Source organism: Terrimonas pollutisoli (assembly GCF_029360765.1).
In the GTDB taxonomy this organism is placed as follows: domain Bacteria; phylum Bacteroidota; class Bacteroidia; order Chitinophagales; family Chitinophagaceae; genus Terrimonas_B; species Terrimonas_B pollutisoli.
This window is the reverse complement of sequence record NZ_JARKNA010000003.1, coordinates 292,529-311,645: the sequence shown is the minus strand read 5'-3', so window position 1 is coordinate 311,645 and position 19,117 is coordinate 292,529. Positions and strand designations below refer to the sequence as shown.

Here is a 19,117-nt window from a genome sequence, read left to right as displayed (position 1 = left end):
GACCTCAGCCTTTTAGTCTAATTACAACCAATTACTTCACACAGCTTTTGTTCCAATGCCGGGCCACGCAGGTTTTTGGCAATGATCTTTCCATCGGGACCAATCAAAAAGTTTTGGGGTATGCTCTGCACCCTGTATTGTTGGGCAACCGCATTATTCCAAAACTGCAAATCGCTGACATGCGTCCAGGTCAGTTCATCTTTATAAATCGCCTGTAGCCACCTTTCTTTTTGCCCGGGCCTGTCAAGCGAGACACCTAACACCGTAAAATTTTTGTTGTTGAACTTTTTAAAATTGGCCACTACATTCGGATTCTCCTGGCGGCAGGGACCACACCAGCTGGCCCAAAAATCAAGCAGCACATACTTTCCCCTGAAAGATGAAAGCGAAACCGGAACACCAGATGTATCCGCTTGAGTAAACTCCGTTGCCACAGTCCCTATAGCATTGATCTTTGCTTCTGCAATATTTTCTTTGAGATAAGTACCATACATATTTTCCAATGCAGCGGGTTTTAAGCTATTCAACCTTTGCTCGGTTACCATAACATCTTCATTCAACTGCATGGTTGCCGCTATTACAAACGCACTGACCGGGGATGATTTTCTTTTAGTGATAAACTGGTCAATTGACTGCTGGATATCTGCTTTGATTGTTCTGGTAGCAGTTTCAAGACTATCTGAACGTAAACCCATCTGCAATTGCTGATTTATTTTCATCAGCTTCTCAAACTTAGGGTCGAATGTTTTTTTGAAATCAGTAAAGTCATTGTGAGTTTTTGAACCGCTGAATTTGATATTCTTCATCTGTTCTATATCACCTGAAACTTTGACCGGCGAATTATCCAGGAAGGTCATCACCGTTTTACCACTACCTATTCCCAAATTAAGCAACATAGGCTCCTTCAACTCGTGGGTAAGCACAAATGCGCCTTGTTTAGCCTTCACTTTCGCCAGCGTATCCGCAGGGCGGTTTACATCTGAAATCGAAACAATGGTACCATCTTTAAGCCCTTTCACCTTACCGGTAACAGTGAGCTTTTTCTGGGCACTTGCCAACAAGGGAAGCATTGCTAAAACGACTACTAATCTTTTCATATTCATGCACATCAATTTTTGTCTGCAAACAAAGATAATTTCTTTTTTTAGCCGGCAAAAGTAAGCCGGCTTACGAAATAACAGACTTAAGGAATTGTTTAACAGATTCTTTAATCAGAAATCTGCTTTGTATATAATCCCCATAGTACCAATTAAAAACTCCTGATATAACTTATCGCCAGTATTACCAATGCTGTTAAAAACTGATTCCCAAACTCGAAATCTATACCGTTTCCCTGATTGTTTGTCACCAACCTCTAAATAATAGAATCTGGTCTTACCACTCTTTTCAGTTTCTTTTGACAAAATAACCCCATCAATAATAAGTCTCTCTTTTTGCCCGACTGTATTGATTGTTTGAACCCATCCCCGGTTAAATGCAAATGAAAGAATCAGAAACAAAATGAGGATAAGGGTTTTTGCAATCCCATTCTGATTTGCATATCCTTTAGGAAAAGCCATTTTAAATCCATAAAAGCAAGCTATTCCTATTAAAACTGACGTTCCAATAAGAAATACCATTTGATTAGCTATACTTTTTTGAAGGGTATTAACTTCAGTGTAGGCATTTCCCATCAGTCCCAAGATGGCCCCTGCAACGTATAAAAGTACAATTACCAGGAATATCAATCTTTTCATGAAATAATATCGGACAAAAAACTTTTAACACTGAGGCCTATATCATCATGAACTTTTTCTATTGCCTTTACAAAAGCACTACCGATAATAGCGCCGTTTGCATAGCGGCAGGCTTCATCAAATGTCTGCTTGTCCTTGATGCCAAATCCTACCAATATAGAATTACGAAGTTGAAGACTTTTAAGTTTTTGTAAATAACTGGCAACAGCAGTCATGTTTTTATCACTACCTGTTGTAGAGGATGAAGACACAGCATATAAAAACCCGGTACTTAGTTCATCCAGCTTTTTTATTCTTTCTTCGGATGTTTCAGGAGTCACCAGGAAAATAAAATCAAGACCATATTTTTTGATGATACTTCCATATTCCGTCTCAAATTCATATTCGGGCAGGTCAGGAAGTATCAGGCCATCGATACCCGCTGCCGCAGCATCTGCACAAAATTTTTCAAAGCCATATTGTAATACAGGGTTCATATAGCCCATTAATATCACCGGAATACTAATGTCTTTTCTAAAGTCTCTTAACTGCTCAAAAAGTTTTTTTATTGTCATCCCATTGGCGAGTGCCACGGTGCTGCTGGCCTGTATCACCGGGCCATCGGCCAAGGGGTCGCTATAAGGCATTCCCAATTCGATGATATCCGCACCATTTTGCTGCAGCGCTTGCATTACAGACACTGTGCTATCAATCCTCGGATAGCCTGCGGTACAGTAAACATTCAGTATGCGTTCATTTTTCTTTTTAAACAATGCTTCGATCCTGCTCATTCAAACTATTTTTCTGAAGAAGTAATAGAATAGGTTTCGTCATCAATCGTCAGGTAATTATACCGAGGATAGCTATCAATATCTAAAGTAAGATGGTAGACATTTCCGGTTTGTGCCGAAGGAGTAATTTTAAAACTTGCCAGCACGGTGTCTCCTCTTCTTTCAGTTACGAGTTGTTCTTTACTAAAATCCGCGGGTAAACATTTTTCAAACTCATAGCGTTCGCCACCAAAGTTGGAATTCATCCGGAAGTAAGTTTGTTGCTCATTACAATCATCAGCTACTTTTTCAAATTTTAATTTATGCTCGACATAGGGCTTATGGTCGCAGCAAATGAAAGAAAAATTGATTACTAAAAGTAAGAGCAGTTTGATCTTGTTCATTCGGGTTATTTTATATATTTCATATAAGTGCCGAGATCCTTATCTCCTCTCCCACTCAGGCAAACAATAACAGTATCATCCTTTTTAAATGTCATTTGTTTGAGTGCTGCCAATGCGTGGGCACTTTCGAGGGCCGGAATAATTCCTTCCAGTTTCGCCAAATTAAAAGCAGCTTCCAACGCTTCATCATCTGTTGCACTTAAAAATTTCGCCCTGCCACTATCAAACAGGTAAGCATGTAACGGGCCGATGCCGGGATAATCCAAACCGGCGGAAATGCTATGGGGCTCCACTACCTGCCCGTCTTCTGTTTGCATCACCAAACTTTTACTTCCATGCAAAATGCCGGGCCTGCCCAATTGCGATGTGGCCGCACTATGACCACTGTGCACACCCATGCCGGCTGCCTCTACAGCTATCAGTTCAACTTTCGGCTCTTCCAAAAAGTAATAGAACGCACCGGCGGCATTACTGCCACCACCTACACAAGCAATAACATGCGATGGTAGTTCCGCCCCCGTCTTTTCTTTTAGTTGCACTCTTGTCTCTTCACTGATCACACTTTGAAACCTGGCCACCATATCCGGATAGGGATGAGGTCCTACTACCGATCCAATGATATAATAAGTATCATTCGGATTATTGATCCAATCACGGATGGCTTCATTGGTCGCATCCTTTAATGTCTTGCTTCCACTGGTAGCGGGTATTACGGTAGCACCCAGCAGTTTCATTCTCGCTACATTGGGAGCTTGCCGCTCGATATCTTTCTCACCCATGTAAACGATGCACTCCACACCCTTCAAAGCACAAACAGTAGCAGTTGCCACACCATGTTGTCCCGCTCCTGTTTCTGCAATGATTCTTTTTTTGCCTAACCGCTGCGCCAATAAAATTTGCCCGATCGTGTTATTGATCTTATGAGCACCGGTATGACAAAGATCTTCCCGCTTCAGGTATATAGTGGTCCCGTGTTGTTCACTCAATCTCTGTGCATGATACAATGGAGTAGGTCTTCCCGCATAGTCTTTTAATAAGCCCTGGAACTCATTTTGAAATGAAGCAGACTGAATGATCTCAAGATATTGGGTTCTCAGTTCTTCCACATTTCTATGCAGCATTTCGGGAATATAAGCTCCCCCGAATTTTCCATAGTATCCCTGCTGGTCGGGATGGGTATATTGTTTCACTTCCATAATCATTTATCCGCTGTTAACGCCTTTTATTTTTTTAATGCCTGCAAAAATTTCAACCCCGGCTCTGCGAAGTCTCCGACTTCGCAGGCTATATGCCAAAAGTCTTAGACTTTTATATAAACTCCACATCTATTATCCCTTTGCCCAAAATATAATTCGACGCACTGGAATAAATATAGTCTTCCGGTCTATTCACAATTCCGGCTCGTACAGGATTCTCATGAATATAATCAAGTTTGGTTTTCGTAAACGCATAACTATAACATTCTTCCGGGTGACTATCATTTACCCATACTTGCTTGATCTCGTTATTAGGATTGATGCGACCATAATAATTAAACTGGTGCGCCATCCACTGCCTCCTGCTTTCCGCTTCGCTCTCAATAATGGGCATCATCACATGATGTGTATATTTTTTAAAATCCCTGACAATATCACTCAATGATTTCCTCTGTTTATCATTAGCCCTCGCAATCAGATGAACATGATTGCTCATGATCACATAAGCATTTAAAATAAGCTGCCCGTTTTGTTGAGCAAAGCGAAATGAATCCATAACAATATCGCGGTACACTTTTCTTGTAAACAGGTCAATCCAGCCACATATAGTAAAGGTCAAAAAATGAGTGGCGAACTGGTCCCTGATAGCATTACCTTCCCGAAATTGCGCTCCTCCCATATTTTCAATTTTTATTTTCATGTCTGTGACATGAAGCATTGTGTCTTCGAAGTCGGAGACTTCGAAGAGCTATTTCTTCAATGCCTGCAAAAACTGCAGTAGTAAAGCCATATCTTTTTCACCCGGCTCTTTATCGAACTGGCTGTTAAGATTTACTCCATAAAAATCGGAATGACGAAAAGCCTTTATATCCGCAGCATCTTTAAGGCCAATTCCCCCGCTTAAGAAAAAAGGCTTTTCTATGCTGCATTTGTCCAGTAGTGACCAATCAAACTGGTGACTGGTGCCCCCAATATCTTTCCTGGAAGATCCGGCATCGAAAAGATAATAATCACAAACCGCATCATATGGTTCAATCATTTTATCAATGTTAAGATTAGCACTACCACCCAGTTGAAAGGCTTTGATCACTTCTACCTCGCTGCCCAGGTCCTCGCACATTTCAGGACTTTCATTACCATGCAACTGCACTACATCCAAACCGTAGTCATCGATAGCATCGAGGACATCGATCATTTCAGGATCTGCGAATACTCCCACCTTCTTTATGTCAAAATCGGCATTTTTTAATTCCTTCTTTGATATCTTATCGCCGGGATACTGTGGAAGATCTTTCAAAAAAATAAATCCTGCAAAGTCAATATTCAACCCATCCAGTTGTTTCAACTGTTTTAATGAAGTAATACCACAAACTTTAATGTTCATAATTTCATTCAGGTTTTTGGGTCGCTCAACCCTTTAAGTTTTTTACAAATCGCCTCACCTTTTCAATATCTTTTACGCCTGCTGTTATTTCGAAGCGACTGTTTATATCGATAGAAAACATTTTTTTAGCTACCGCTTCCTGCGAAAATAGTTTCAGATTCTCTTCATCGCCAGGTTCAATACCTCCGCTTAATACAAACAGCTTTTTTATATCTGCATCCTTCAGGACGTTCCAGTCGAATTTTTTTCCCGTGCCACCATACCCAGCTCCCATCGTGTCAAACATATACATATCGGTGCCTTCATGGTAAGGCCGGGTGATCCACTCTATCGGGTCATTATCAGATAAGCGAAATGCTTTAACTACTGTCACGTAGTTCGCTACTTTTTCACAAAAGAAGGGTGTTTCATCACCATGCAACTGTACCATGTCAAGCCGGTAATCTTCCACCGTCTTCATCAGCTCTTCATAAGGCATATTCACAAACACACCCACTTTGGCAATATGGCCTTTTATCTGCTTCATTTTCTCCGGCGATATCTTATTGGTCACATAGCGTGGCGACTTATGATAGAAAATAAAGCCGGCGAAGTCAACCCCCATCTCATCCAATGCCCTAACCTGTTCGGGCAAGGTCATGCCACAGACCTTGATCCTGAAATCTGCTTTGTGTTTGCCAGGGGACGAACCCATTTGATTGGTTGTTGTGTTATTCATAGTTTGACCAGTTTTAAATAGTAACTGGCTAAACAATCGTTATCCATTCAGCGCTGCTACAAACTCAGCAAAAGCCTTACCGGGGTCCGCTTCTTTCATAAAAGTTTCTCCGATCAAAAATCCCTTGAATCCTGCCTGCCGCAGGGTCGCCAGCGTCTCAGCACTGCTGATCCCGCTTTCGGCCACAGCCGGCTTGTCCTTCGGTATTTTATCGATCAGCTGCAAAGAAGTATTAATATCTACTTCAAAGGTTTTCAGGTTACGGTTGTTCACACCAACCAAATCTACTTCTTCGCAAATATGCTCCAATTCTTCTTCATTGTGAATTTCCAGTAGCGATTCAAGGCCAATACTTTTGGTAAAGGCCGCCAGTTGTTTTACTTCACCCGGCGTCAAACAGGCTGCAATCAGCAAGATAACATCGGCTCCAAAAGCTTTCGCCTCCGCTATCTGCCATTCATCAATGATAAAATCTTTTCTCAACACAGGTATATCCGTCACCACTTTTGTTTGGATCAGGTCATCCAGGTCGCCGCCAAAAAAAAGCTCATCTGTTAATACCGAAATGCCCGCAGCTCCTTTTGTATTATACCAGGTTACAACTTCTTCTACCTCCAGTTCCTTTGTTTTGAACCAACCCTTGCTGGGACTCTTTCGTTTAAACTCCGCGATAATACCCGTACTACCTTCAGCCAGCAAACTTTGTTTCAACGAACGGTTACTTATTTCCCAAAAGAAACCTTTTTTGCTAAACCGCTCAATACTGCTCAGGGGCTTTAACTTTTCGATTTCCTTTCTTTTGTTAGCAATAATATCATCTAAAATAGTGCTCATTGTAATGCTATTAATTTTTGTAAAGACCCGTAGGCTTTTCCACTTTCCAAACTGTCAACCGCAGCATGATACGCATCATCATATGTTTTATATTTTCCGGTGCAATGCAGGGCCATGGCAGCATTGGCCAGAACCACAGCATTTTGTGCCCAATTTCCTTCTCCTTTTATTATTGTTGAAAATATTTTTGCAGCTTCTTCTACTGTTCTGCCCCCATAAATATCAGTAGCAGCCACCGTTCTTTTTCCCAATTGCTCAGGTGTCATGATCTTTTCTCCTTCATTGGTGATCACCTTGGTATCATTGGTTAGAGATATTTCATCATAACCATCGAGGCTATGAATGATGGTAAAAGGCTTGCCGCCTAATTGCAATAGGTAGTTATATATCCGAGCCATCTCCAAACTATAAACGCCTACCAACTGAAATTGTGGCGAAGCAGGATTTACCATTGGCCCCAGCATATTGAAAAAGGTTCGCATGGCCAGGTTTCGGCGGATGGGTCCCACTGTTTTTAATGCAGGATGAAATAAAGGCGCATGTAAAAAACAAATATTCGCCTCTTCCACTTCCTGCTTCAAACGGTCATTGTCATTTTTGAATTTATAACCTAACTGCTCCATCACATTGGATGCGCCGCTTACGGAAGAAGCGCCGTAGTTGCCGTGTTTGGCCACTTTTTGTCCCGTACCTGCTACAATAAAGCAGGCAAGTGTTGAAATATTGAACGTGTCCTTACCATCTCCGCCCGTACCGACAATGTCCATTGTCTGGTGTCCATTGAGATCAACAGGTACGCAAAGCTCCAGCAACGCATCCTGGAAACCCTGCAATTCCGGCAAGGTAATACTGCGCATCAGAAACACAGTCATAAAGGCCGTTACTTCATGTTCGTTGTAAACACCCTTGCCAATATTGACCAATACTTCTTTGGCCGCTTCACGACTTAGTGTTTTATGTTCGAATAAATATTGCAGAATCTTTTTCATTTGCACATTTTCAAATTTTCAAATTTGCACATCATTGATTTAACCAATTAAAAAGTATCCTCTCCCCCATCGGCGTCAACACACTTTCTGGATGAAACTGCACACCCTGTACATCATATGTCTTGTGTTGCAGAGCCATGATATACCCATTATCATCCCTGGCAGTAACTTCCAGTTCTTTCGGAAAATTATCATCGGATACGATCCATGAATGATAGCGTCCCACTTCTATTTCATCGGGCAAGCCTTTGAATAGTTTGCAATTGGCGGTTTGGAGTTTACAGTTTGTGGCTACGCCATGATAGACGGTTGATAAATTTTTCAATGTACCGCCGAATGCTTCGCCGATGGCTTGCTCACCCAGGCAAACTCCCAATATGGACTTGCTGGATGCATATTCTTTTATCAATGGCAATAGCAAACCAGCTTCTTCGGGTATACCCGGCCCCGGTGATAAAATGATCTTATCATACTCCTTTGCTTTTTCCAACGGCAATTCATCATTGCGGTACACATCTACTTTCTGATGCAATATTTTTTCTACCAGGTGTACCAGGTTGTAGGTAAAAGAATCATAATTATCGAATACTAATATTTTCATAGTTCTCTATTAAATGTTCAATTTTCAACGTTCAATGTCCAAATGACAAAACTCAAGGCCGCTTTATAAATTGAACATTGATCCCGATAGCTATCGGGAGAGCATTGAGTATTGAACATTTTCTTAAATGTTTTCTGCCATCACAATGGCTTTTTTTAAAGCCCCCAACTTATTGTTCACTTCCTGCAATTCACTTTCCGGTTTTGACGCCGCCACTATTCCGGCACCTGCCTGGTAAACCAGCGTATTATTCCTGCTTAAAAAAGTCCGGATCATGATCGCATGGTTACAACTGCCATCAAAGCCCATAAAACCGATACCACCACCATAATAACTCCTCGCTGTCGGTTCATAGCTATCGATCAGTTCCATGGCTTTGAATTTGGGTGCGCCGCTCAATGTGCCGGCCGGAAATGTTTTTGCCAGCAACTCAAATGGATTACTTCCGGGTCTTACTTTACCCGTTACTTCACTCACCAGGTGAATGACATGAGAAAAGTATTGCACCTGCCGGTAATGACTTACTACTACATCATCACATAAACGGCTCAAATCATTTCTTGCCAGGTCCACCAGCATTACATGCTCCGCATTTTCTTTCGCATCTTCCAGTAATTTTTCTGCTGATTGCTGGTCCTGGTCATCATCACCTGTTCTTTTGAACGTGCCGGCGATAGGATGAACCACGGCCTTGCCGTTTTTTATCACCAGTTGCGACTCCGGTGATGAACCCATCAGTTTATAATCGCCGTAATCAAAAAAGAATAAATACGGCGATGGATTGATATTTCGTAATGCCCTGTATACATTGAATTCATCACCACGGAATTTTTGCTCGAAACGCCGGCTCAGCACAATTTGAAAAACGTCACCACGATGGCTGCTGGCAATTCCTTTTTTTACCATGTCCATGTATTGCTCGTTGGTCATGTTAGAACTTTCTTCCTCGTATGACCGGAAAGGATAAACAGGAAGGTCTTTGCTGCGAATCAATGACTCCAAAACCGCCAGTTCTGATTCAACACCAGCCATTTTATTTTCGCAGATAAACAATTCATCTTTGAAATGATTGATAGCAATGACGTATTGATAGAGACGATAGCGCATCAGGGGAATGGGAGTCGTGAGTTTGGAGTCATGAGTCGTGAGTTTTATTGTATCAAAAAACTGAACGGCATCATAAGTAGTATAACCAAATAATCCTTGTGCAAATTTGCCTTCTTTTGTCTCCGGGGTTTTTGCGTCAAAGCGCTGCATAAAATCCCAAAGCAATTGCGGCACTTCGTTGACATTATTGATCGCCATCTTCTCCGGTTTTTGCCCGGGCAGTTTGAACTCAATGCTTTTAGCCGAGCTGATTTCCATACCGGCAATGGCATTAATGCCAATAAAGGAATAACTGTTTTCCGCCGAATGGAAGTCGGAGCTTTCCAGCAAGATGGTATCCCTGAAACGATCCCGTAACCGCAGGTAAATACCAACCGGCGTAAACACATCCGCCAACAACTGCTTACAAGATGTTTGAATTTCAATTTTCTTCATAATAACCCTCCTAAATCCTCCCTAAAGGGAGGACTTTGTAACCTCCCGTTAAGGAACCTTTTTTACTCGTAGTTAATCTGACCTTTTAAGTTCACCAAGCCCTCCTGAGCCTGTCGAAGGGTCAGGGGGTTGGGGGGTAATAAAAAACCCCGACTTTGTCGGGGCTTCTTGATAATACGTTTATTTACAAAATAGTAATAGCATTACATCACCCCTGAAGAGTTAGCATGCCACCACCACTGGATATTTTTTATCGTTTGCTTCATTGCATTGCAAATATGCGGGAGAAATTTTAGTTGAACAAACTTTTATTCCGAAAATCATCCGCTAATTTTAATTTTTATCAAAAGGCACAATGACTTCAAAATACAAGGAACACATATTTACCGTGCCGGGGTTATACAGTTCCGGCCCGGACCATTGGCAAACTCATTGGGAAAAAGAATTTGGCATTGCCCGCATTGAACAAAAGGATTGGGAAACACCAGTGTGTAACGACTGGATACAAACGATTGATAGTGTTGTGAACAGGCATCCGCTGGATAAAGTAATATTGATCGGCCATAGTCTTGCCTGTTGTACTATTGTGAGATGGGCCGAAAAATATCAACGCATTATCAAAGGTGCATTATTGGCAGGACCCAGCGATGTGGAAGCCCCTTCTTATCCACCTGGCACAACAGGTTTTTCACCAATGCCGGTATTCCACATGCCCTTTCCGTCAATTGTTATTGCCAGCAGCAATGATGAATACGTAACAATGGAAAGAGCAAAAGAATTTGCGAAAAACTGGGGAAGTGAATTGGTTAATGCGGGTGAACTGGGACATATAAATTCAAGCTCGGGACTAGGAAAGTGGCCTTTTGGATTATCTTACTTAGAAAGATTGGTTCAGAAGTAAATTTTTGTTATTAAATAATTCGCCTAAATATTTCATATAATACCGCTAGCATGAAAACCGAACCGCCTAAATAAAAAAACATTACCGTGATTTTATCAGACAACTCGTCTATAGCAAAATCTGATGAATCTTCTGAATTATAAAATATTTTGACTTTATCACCAACTTTATGAAATGAAAAGTATTTGTTGAAGATAGAGTTCTTTGGTACACCTGTAATTTTTATGTCCTTATAGTCAGTAAAGGAAACAATTGGAACGAAAGATTGATTTTCTCTTTTCAAACTTATTACTTCTGCATATATGCTTTGCCCTTCTCTCTTAAGCTTAGTTAAGGTTAAATGCTTATTAAATCCAAAGCGAAACATGTAGAGACCTAGACAGAAAAAGAAAAGCGAGCCAATAATTTCTAATAGAGTCATGAAACTATGTTTTTCTCTTTATTGCATAAAGGGGCATAAATTTATAGCTCTTTTTGTCGGTCTTACGATAATAATCAATGAGGATGGAAATATCAACCAGTATTATTTCATTCGCCATTGGTTGATAGATTTTCTATTTCGGGTTATTGTTTCTAATTGCTTTTTCGTTGCTGTAGGTCCGTTTAAAAGCAAGGATTCCAAATCATTTTTTGATTTTTCTGATTTTGTTCCTTTTTCAATTTCTGCTTTGAGTAATCTTAACTTTCCTGACGGCAAAGTTCTGACGAGCTTAAGCAATTGATCAAACTCTATATCTACCTGTACTCGCATAATTCCAAATTTAAGAAGTTTTGTCAAATGTAACTGCCCTGAAATTATCCGTTAAACATGAAACAGCGATTACAGCTTTTAGTCAATTCCTCATTTAGAAATCGCTTTTCTTCAAAACTCTTCGCTAACCCTTCTCATTCAACTGCCTCAATGCCACAGTGATTCTCTCCTGTTGCTGCTGTTTCAAAATTTCCACTGGCTCAGCCGCCCTTTCTTTACAATCCATAATACCACAACGTTCGCAGGTGGTGTGTACCGTTTTTACTGGTATCGCAGGATCATTGACAAATGGCATGGTCTGCAGTAATTTCTGATCGATCAATAAACCGATGGTAACACTCACCATTTCATCACTGCCTTTCGCAGCCGGTTTACCGATTGAAATGCACAGGTAGCGATTATGTGTTTGCCAGTATTGCGAGATCTGCACATCTACTACCGGGTGACGGTATTTCTTTTTTTCTACCAGTTCCGCCACATGTTTAATGCTGTTGATCAGTATCCACCGCCGGCAATAATGCTCATGCAGCACATTCGCATAGGGATTATGCAACTGCGAAAGATGCAGCTCCTTGGTTATTTCATATTCATCTTTTTTAGGATCGCCGGACATGCGCAGGAAAAACAAATGATCGATGCCGAAGTGATTGGGCAATAAATTCGTCAATCGCTGCATCATCATTTCCGGTGTCACATCATAACGTTCATAAAGCTCCGTCCACGCCTTATCATTCCATTTAGGTTGCATCACGATACGCTTTACATCTTCCACCACATTCTCTTCCGGCATCAATAACGCTACTGCAAAATAGGAGGCTTTAAAATTATTCAGCAGCATATCAAATGAATCGCTGTGCTGGATAATGGTTTCATAGGGCCGCTGTGTAATGCCCATGAATTGAAAGGCGATCTCCCGGCTCAATAAAAATTTTTCCTGCGCCGGGCTCAACCCCTTGCTGAGATAAAGTATCTGGTTTGCCGCTGAATAATATGAACGCAAATTTCTCAGGGACTCCAGGCTGGTCATCCGCTTACGGTTCACCTGTATTTTCATTTTTGCCAAAACGGCCTCTAATGAAGCAATGTCAATTGGCAAACTATTTTTCCATTTATATTCATCCCTGAATTTTTTAACGGCCTCTTCTGTTTCTTCAAAGTAATTATCCTGCAGGTCCTGGTAAGAACGCAAAGCGGAATTATAAAAACTCTCTTTTGACAATTGGTAACTACGGAAAATCTTTAACAGCGTACTGATAAAAGCCGTCACCTTGTCGGGTGTGTTGGAAAAAAGATCGAGCAGGGCGGCAGGTGTCAATCCAAAATGCTCCCAGGGAATGGCATTGATAAAATCAGAATTGATCAGGTCAATGATCGGCTGCAGTTTTTTACTGGCCCGTAATGAAACGAGATAATCATAATCTACGCCCAGGGCTTTTGCCAGGGCCAGGATCTTATCGGCCTTCGGAAATTTTTTCCCGGTCTCAATATCGTGTACATACGAAAGAGACATACCTGTCTTCTCGGCCAGCTGCTGGTAGGACAATCCTTTCTCCTGCCGCAGGGCTTTCACCTTCAGTCCGAAGATGAGGCGGACGTTGTCATTATCTGTCATCATGCACCCAAAGTAAGAAAAACCTTCATTTTTCGAAAAAAAAATATTCAGCGAAATTTTCGCTTTTAAAGAATTTTACTATTTTAGTAGAAATTATTTTAACATGGCAGCTATTATCACCCACCCCGACACCCGGTACACTACCCCGGAAGGCATGGCGATCAGGGCCCCGTTCCATGCACCCTACACACAAATTCTTACACCGGAAGCCCTTTACTTTATCCGGGCTCTTCATCTCCGGTTTAACCCGCATCGCCTCAAACTGATGGACGAACGAAAACAGGTGCAGGTGAAAATAGATGCCGGCTGGAAACCCGGTTTTTTAGTCGAAACAGAAATCATCCGTAGCAGCGACTGGAGAATCCCTGCCCTCCCGGCCGATCTCGCCGACCGCCGGGTAGAGATCACTGGACCCGTCGACCGCAAAATGATCATCAACGCTATGAACTCCGGCGCTAATGTTTTTATGGCGGATTTTGAAGACAGCAATTCACCGGGCTGGGATAATAACATGAATGGCCAGGTCAACCTGCGTGATGCTATTAATAAAACCATCAGCTTCACCAATGAAGCCGGTAAAGAGTATTTGTTGAATGAAAAGACAGCCACACTTTTTGTGCGTCCCCGCGGCTGGCACCTCGAAGAGAAACATGTAGAGATCAATGGTGAACCAATCAGCGCCAGTCTTTTTGACTTTGGGCTTTACTTTTTTCACAATGCCAAAACCCTGCTGAAAAAAGGATCGGGACCTTATTTCTATTTACCCAAAATTGAAAGCTATAAGGAAGCAAGACTCTGGGATGACATATTTGTGTTTTCTCAAAATTATTGCGGCGTGCCCTATGGAAGCATTAAGGCCACGGTATTGGTGGAAACCATTTTGGCCAGTCTCCAGTTGCATGAAATTTTATGGGAACTAAAAGATCACTCCGCCGGGTTGAACTGCGGTCGCTGGGATTATATTTTTTCCTTCATCAAAAAATTCAGGAATATCCCTGGCCATATTTTCCCTGATCGTTCGGAAGTAACGATGACCGTTCCTTTCATGCGGGCCTACACACAACTGGTGATACAAACCTGTCATCGCCGCGGTGCACCGGCTATCGGCGGTATGGCAGCACAGATACCGGTTAAAAATGATGATGAAGCCAACCGCAGTGCACTGGAAAAAGTAAAAGCCGATAAACTGCGGGAAGTAAAGGATGGTCATGATGGCACCTGGGTGGCCCATCCCGGCCTTGTTTTACTAGCCAAAGAAGTTTTTGATGAACACATGAAAACACCCAATCAAATTCATGTGAAGCGGGAAGACTTTCATTGTACCGAAGAAGAGCTGTTGGCTGTGCCTCAGGGAGCGATCACAGAAAAAGGTTTGCGGCATAATATCAATGTTGGCATACTCTACCTCGAAAGCTGGTTAAGGGGAAATGGCGCTGCTGCTATTTACAACCTGATGGAAGATGCCGCTACTGCAGAAATATGCCGCACCCAGGTTTGGCAATGGATACATGGCCATGCTCAACTGGATGATGGAAGAGAGATCACACTGAGCCTGTATGAAGACATGCGGGATGATGAAATTGAAAACATCCGTCACGCAGTAGGCAGCAAAGCCTACCAGGATGGTTTTTATGTACAAGCCATTTGCCTGTTCAACAAACTTGTGGTACAGGATAAATGGGAAGATTTCTTAACCCTGTCGGCATACGAACTTATCCTTGCCAATGATGACAAAAAAGTTTGTGCAACGATAGACGAAGGTGAAACAAGAGAAACATCCATGTTAGTTAGTCTCGACAAAGAAAAAGCGGGATAGAAAAAGTTAGTGGTTTCCGGTTGATGGAAACCAGTTTTTCACTTCTCACTTTTCATTTTTCACTTTTTGACTTTTCACTTTTCATTTTCTCATCTCTCATTTCAAAACCCCATCACTCATGACAAAGCATCCAAAAACAACACAGTTATTTTTTGATTGGCAAACCAATCCCCGCTGGAAAAATATCAAACGTCCTTATAGCCCTGAAGACGTCCTACGACTACGCAGTAAAGTGGAAATTGAATACAGCCTCGCAAGAAAAGGCGCCGAAAAATTGTGGAAGAAACTGCTATCACAATCTTATGTAGCCGCCTTGGGTGCACTTACCGGCAACCAGGCGGTGCAGGAAGTGGCTGCGGGATTGGAAGCCATTTATCTCAGCGGCTGGCAGGTGGCTGCAGATGCAAATCTTTCGGGCACCATGTATCCCGATCAGTCTTTGTACCCTGTAAACTCTGTACCCGAAGTAGTGAAACGCATCAATAATGCTTTATTACGAAGTGAGCAAATTGATTCGGTAAATGGTGATAACAGTAAAGACTGGATGGCGCCGATCATTGCTGATGCTGAAGCCGGTTTTGGTGGTAACCTGAACGCTTTTGAATTGATGAAAGCAATGATAGAAGCCGGCGCTGCCGCGGTTCATTTCGAGGACCAGTTATCATCCGCAAAAAAATGCGGCCACCTCGGTGGCAAAGTGTTGGTACCAACACAGGAAGCTATCAATAAATTGGTAGCGGCAAGATTAGCTGCTGACGTGATGAATGTGCCTACACTTATCATTGCACGTACGGATGCGGAAGCTGCCAACCTGCTTACTTCCGATATTGATGAAAGAGATCAGCCATTCATCACCGGTGAAAGAACGAATGAAGGATTTTACCAGGTTCGCAATGGTGTGGAGCAATGCATCTCCCGCGGCTTATCCTATGCACCGTATGCTGATATACTCTGGATGGAAACATCGCATCCTGACCTGGGCATAGCGAAAGAATTTGCCAAAGCCATTCATGCCAAATATCCCGGCAAATTATTGGCTTATAATTGTTCACCCTCCTTCAACTGGAGCAAACATTTAAGTGAAAAAGAAATGGAATGTTTCCGCGAAGAGCTGGCGGCACTCGGTTATAAATTCCAGTTCATCACACTGGCCGGTTTTCATGCACTCAATACATCGATGTTCGAATTATCCATGGCTTATAAAGAAAAAGGCATGGCCGGTTTCTCACAGTTGCAACAGCGGGAGTTTGCCTTGCAGGAACATGGTTTCAAAGCGGTGAAGCACCAAAGCTTTGTTGGCACCGGCTATTTTGACTATGTGCAAAATGCCGTGCAGCAAGGCATGGCTTCTACCGTAGCGATGAAGAATAGTACAGAGGTAGCGCAGTTTCATTAATCATTGCAGTTCTTACCACATATACAACGCCGTTTTCTATAGGACAGTTAGGTTTGCTAGCTCTGATAGTAGCACCTAACGTTTTATTGAGGCCGGTGTTTTTTATTTTTATCGGGTTGATTTGCAGTACTACTATCATAACATTTGAGATTGTCAGAAAATTGCGCTATGATATTTGTATAGCTAATTAGCTGAAACCAGTAAACATTATCCTTTCCGATTACAACTAAATCAACGTGTCTTATCATGTAATATTAAATTGAAAGTTCTACCTGATAATATTATATTGCTTATATGACAAATAAAAATGAAAGACGAAAAATTGAGATTAGCTATAATGTATATCGAATGGAAAGAATATTTAAAACTAATATTCTTGAAGATAACAAACATCCACTTTTTGCATCAGCCCTTATTGAAAGTTTAATTGTTACAAGAGATCTTCTCGAAAAGACAAAGAATTTGATTCATATAAAAATTGACTTTAAGGACGATGTTATTATAACTGAAAAAATTGGAAATGTTTATGATCTGATAATCTTCTATAGAAATGCAGCTTGTCATAAAGATTCTAATAATCATCTGGATGCAGAAGGGAAGGTTTTTTCATTTAACTCCAAAAAGGGAAAAGGAAGTTATCCAATTTCTAACTATAAAATTTTACAGTCTGATTATGAAGATGATATTTGCATCTTTCTTGGAGAACAAAAGTTATATATCCAACGTCATCTTATCCGAGCATGTAAAGAATCAATTAATCAATTAGAACCTCATTTCCCAATATTGAAAGTTTGGCGCCGTCTTGCTCAAATGTTATAAGCATTCCCATCGTCGCAGTTTTGTAATAACTGCGAACCATATTTGGCCGCATCATCTTTCCGGTTTTAACTAAGTACCTTTATAAAAATTGAACAGTATGATACAACCCGTTCTCTTATGGGCTTTAGGAGTCAAAGAATTGATTATTATCCTGGCCGTTATTATTCTTCTGTTTGGCGGCCGCAAAATTCCCGAGCTGATTAGGGGAATAGGACGGGGTATCCGCGAATTCAGGGAAGCTAAAACCGATAAAAAAGAAAACCCTGATGCAAACAATAAATCTTAACGATTGAATTTCCGCTAATGCTTTACTTCCGCCATGGCCAGTGTACTGAGCTTGCCGAAGTATCTTTCACCGACCGCACGAACTAAGGTTTCACTGATGCGTGCCTTTATAAGATGAAACTTCTGTTGAGTAAAACGTTTACCAGGGGTATTCAGAGATTTATATAACAGCGCTATTTCTTCGCTGGCTTCCTCATCTCTCTGACAATCTTTATCACCAGCGGTATCGTTACTACCAGTATAAAAAAGGTGACGATATACTTTAGCCAGGATCGCAAAACCGGCAGGCTGTCTATTAGATATCCGGTCAACACAAACACCAATATAAAGATTACCGATCCTGTAATGGTGTAGAGAAGAAACCGTTGAAATTTCATCCTGATTATGCCTGCCAACACCGGTGCGAATGTTCGGATGATAGGTAAAAAATAACCTGCTATCAGTGTCAGGGCTCCGTATTTCTTATAAAATTCTTCTGTAGCAATTAAATATTTGCGGCGGAAAAAACGGGAACCTTTCCGGGTATAAAAAAAGTTTCCTGTACTGCAACCCAATCCGTAACCCGCCAGGCTACCGGCAACACTGGAAAGGATCAGCAGCCAACAAATGGTGAACACATGTTGAACCAGGTCTCCCGTTGCGGCAAATATCCCGGCTGTAAACAAGATACCTCCGATGGGTAAAAAGAAACAAAAGAATACACCGACAGAACAAAAAACCAGCAGGCAGACGATAAATACACCGCCATACCTGATCAGCGATTCCGCATCGAGGTATAACAGCACCTGCGGCATGATCGATATAAGGCGAATGACAGCCATTTGCAGAATATCCCCAAATTACGGCGTTGCAGGCTAATCATGAAGGGGCAGAACATTTACAGTAAAACAAAATGTTCTGCGAGGGGCTTTACAGCTCAGCTATTGTGTACAGGGCGACAGCGATTTTTTTATTACCTGGTTTGTAGGAAGTACAATTCTATTTTGCTTATCCCAGGATAAAAGACAATTAATCGCCTGATTAAATTCTTCCAATGAAAGAGGCTTTTTTCCGCCCTTGGCAACTGTTCGCCGAAAGAGAGCACGCCGTGGCTGGTGTACTGAGCCTGTCGAAGTATTTCCACCGCCACACTGCCTAAGGGCTATCTTACAGTACCTTTATAAAAATTGAACAGCATGATACAACCCGTTCTCTTATGGGCTTTAGGAGTCAAAGAATTGATCATTATCCTGGCCGTTATAACCCTTCTGTTTGGCGGCCGCAAAATTCCCGAGCTGATTCGTGGAATAGGTCGTGGCATTCGTGAGTTCAGGGAAGCTAAAAATGATAAAAACGAGAACGCTGAAACAAACAATAAATCTAACGGTTGAATCCCGCTTTACCA

Annotated in this window: 22 protein-coding genes; 6 read left to right on the top strand and 16 right to left on the bottom strand. The window is 41.7% G+C overall.

What is annotated here, in order from left to right:
- Window positions 1-17 precede the first annotated feature (17 nt).
- The 12 genes from P2W73_RS07955 to P2W73_RS07900 form a co-directional block, all read right to left on the bottom strand.
- Window positions 18-1,097 carry a TlpA disulfide reductase family protein gene (locus P2W73_RS07955; RefSeq protein WP_276501478.1) on the bottom strand — a complete coding sequence of 360 codons (1,080 nt, stop codon included), beginning with the start codon at window positions 1,095-1,097 and terminating at the stop codon, window positions 18-20.
- 114 nt (window positions 1,098-1,211) lie between these two features.
- Window positions 1,212-1,736, bottom strand: a complete 525-nt coding sequence (locus tag P2W73_RS07950) for a hypothetical protein (RefSeq protein ID WP_276501477.1) — start codon at window positions 1,734-1,736, stop codon at window positions 1,212-1,214.
- On the bottom strand, window positions 1,733-2,506 hold the full coding sequence (gene trpA / locus P2W73_RS07945; RefSeq protein WP_276501476.1) for a tryptophan synthase subunit alpha: 774 nt from the start codon (window positions 2,504-2,506) through the stop codon (window positions 1,733-1,735). Before trpA ends, P2W73_RS07950 begins: the two co-directional genes overlap by 4 nt.
- A 5-nt stretch (window positions 2,507-2,511) precedes the next feature.
- Window positions 2,512-2,889, bottom strand: a complete 378-nt coding sequence (locus tag P2W73_RS07940; RefSeq protein ID WP_276501475.1) for a hypothetical protein — start codon at window positions 2,887-2,889, stop codon at window positions 2,512-2,514.
- A 5-nt stretch (window positions 2,890-2,894) separates the two neighbouring features.
- Window positions 2,895-4,085: a tryptophan synthase subunit beta gene (gene trpB / locus P2W73_RS07935; protein WP_276501474.1), complete on the bottom strand. Its 1,191-nt coding sequence runs from the start codon at window positions 4,083-4,085 to the stop codon at window positions 2,895-2,897.
- Between the two features lie 112 nt (window positions 4,086-4,197).
- The gene (locus P2W73_RS07930; RefSeq protein WP_276501473.1) at window positions 4,198-4,785 is read right to left on the bottom strand and encodes an REP-associated tyrosine transposase; all 588 of its coding nucleotides are present in this window, start codon (window positions 4,783-4,785) and stop codon (window positions 4,198-4,200) included.
- A gap of 48 nt (window positions 4,786-4,833) precedes the next feature.
- The gene (locus tag P2W73_RS07925) at window positions 4,834-5,469 is read right to left on the bottom strand and encodes a phosphoribosylanthranilate isomerase (RefSeq protein ID WP_276501472.1); all 636 of its coding nucleotides are present in this window, start codon (window positions 5,467-5,469) and stop codon (window positions 4,834-4,836) included.
- Between the two features lie 25 nt (window positions 5,470-5,494).
- On the bottom strand, window positions 5,495-6,187 hold the full coding sequence (locus P2W73_RS07920; protein ID WP_276501471.1) for a phosphoribosylanthranilate isomerase: 693 nt from the start codon (window positions 6,185-6,187) through the stop codon (window positions 5,495-5,497).
- A gap of 39 nt (window positions 6,188-6,226) precedes the next feature.
- Window positions 6,227-7,021 (bottom strand): indole-3-glycerol phosphate synthase TrpC, encoded by a 795-nt coding sequence (trpC, locus tag P2W73_RS07915; RefSeq protein WP_276501470.1) that lies wholly within the window; start codon window positions 7,019-7,021, stop codon window positions 6,227-6,229.
- Window positions 7,018-8,010, bottom strand: a complete 993-nt coding sequence (gene trpD, locus P2W73_RS07910) for an anthranilate phosphoribosyltransferase (RefSeq protein ID WP_276501469.1) — start codon at window positions 8,008-8,010, stop codon at window positions 7,018-7,020. The genes trpC and trpD overlap by 4 nt, the downstream gene beginning before the upstream one ends.
- A gap of 31 nt (window positions 8,011-8,041) precedes the next feature.
- Window positions 8,042-8,611, bottom strand: coding sequence for an anthranilate synthase component II (locus P2W73_RS07905; RefSeq protein ID WP_276501468.1), 570 nt, complete (start codon window positions 8,609-8,611; stop codon window positions 8,042-8,044).
- A gap of 123 nt (window positions 8,612-8,734) precedes the next feature.
- Window positions 8,735-10,153 (bottom strand): anthranilate synthase component I family protein, encoded by a 1,419-nt coding sequence (locus P2W73_RS07900; protein ID WP_276501467.1) that lies wholly within the window; start codon window positions 10,151-10,153, stop codon window positions 8,735-8,737.
- Window positions 10,154-10,508: 355 nt separating this feature from the next.
- Here P2W73_RS07900 and P2W73_RS07895 point away from each other — a divergent pair, with 355 nt between their 5' ends.
- Window positions 10,509-11,054: an RBBP9/YdeN family alpha/beta hydrolase gene (locus tag P2W73_RS07895; RefSeq protein ID WP_276501466.1), complete on the top strand. Its 546-nt coding sequence runs from the start codon at window positions 10,509-10,511 to the stop codon at window positions 11,052-11,054.
- A gap of 10 nt (window positions 11,055-11,064) precedes the next feature.
- On the opposite strand, the gene P2W73_RS07890 is transcribed toward P2W73_RS07895, so the two are convergent.
- The 3 genes from P2W73_RS07890 to P2W73_RS07880 form a co-directional block, all read right to left on the bottom strand.
- Complete coding sequence (locus P2W73_RS07890; protein ID WP_276501465.1) at window positions 11,065-11,475, bottom strand: DUF3592 domain-containing protein; 411 nt, start codon at window positions 11,473-11,475, stop codon at window positions 11,065-11,067.
- Window positions 11,476-11,577: 102 nt separating this feature from the next.
- The gene (locus P2W73_RS07885) at window positions 11,578-11,832 is read right to left on the bottom strand and encodes a hypothetical protein (RefSeq protein ID WP_276501464.1); all 255 of its coding nucleotides are present in this window, start codon (window positions 11,830-11,832) and stop codon (window positions 11,578-11,580) included.
- A gap of 97 nt (window positions 11,833-11,929) precedes the next feature.
- On the bottom strand, window positions 11,930-13,420 hold the full coding sequence (locus tag P2W73_RS07880; protein WP_276501463.1) for a helix-turn-helix domain-containing protein: 1,491 nt from the start codon (window positions 13,418-13,420) through the stop codon (window positions 11,930-11,932).
- Window positions 13,421-13,520: 100 nt separating this feature from the next.
- Here P2W73_RS07880 and aceB point away from each other — a divergent pair, with 100 nt between their 5' ends.
- The 4 genes from aceB (at window position 13,521) to P2W73_RS07860 (ending at window position 17,734) form a co-directional block, all read left to right on the top strand.
- The gene (gene aceB / locus P2W73_RS07875) at window positions 13,521-15,233 is read left to right on the top strand and encodes a malate synthase A (RefSeq protein ID WP_276501462.1); all 1,713 of its coding nucleotides are present in this window, start codon (window positions 13,521-13,523) and stop codon (window positions 15,231-15,233) included.
- Between the two features lie 118 nt (window positions 15,234-15,351).
- Window positions 15,352-16,629, top strand: coding sequence for an isocitrate lyase (gene aceA, locus P2W73_RS07870; RefSeq protein ID WP_276501461.1), 1,278 nt, complete (start codon window positions 15,352-15,354; stop codon window positions 16,627-16,629).
- A 294-nt stretch (window positions 16,630-16,923) separates the two neighbouring features.
- Entirely contained in the window at window positions 16,924-17,448 is a 525-nt protein-coding gene (locus P2W73_RS07865) for a hypothetical protein (protein WP_276501460.1), read from the top strand.
- A 97-nt stretch (window positions 17,449-17,545) separates the two neighbouring features.
- A complete protein-coding gene (locus P2W73_RS07860) occupies window positions 17,546-17,734 on the top strand; it encodes a Sec-independent protein translocase subunit TatA/TatB (protein WP_276501459.1) in 189 nt (62 codons plus the stop codon).
- 172 nt (window positions 17,735-17,906) lie between these two features.
- Here P2W73_RS07860 and P2W73_RS07855 read toward each other — a convergent pair whose 3' ends face one another.
- Entirely contained in the window at window positions 17,907-18,554 is a 648-nt protein-coding gene (locus tag P2W73_RS07855; protein WP_276501458.1) for a DedA family protein, read from the bottom strand.
- A gap of 354 nt (window positions 18,555-18,908) precedes the next feature.
- Between P2W73_RS07855 and P2W73_RS07850 the strand changes: the two genes are divergently transcribed.
- Window positions 18,909-19,103, top strand: a complete 195-nt coding sequence (locus P2W73_RS07850) for a Sec-independent protein translocase subunit TatA/TatB (protein WP_276501457.1) — start codon at window positions 18,909-18,911, stop codon at window positions 19,101-19,103.
- Window positions 19,104-19,117 lie beyond the last annotated feature (14 nt).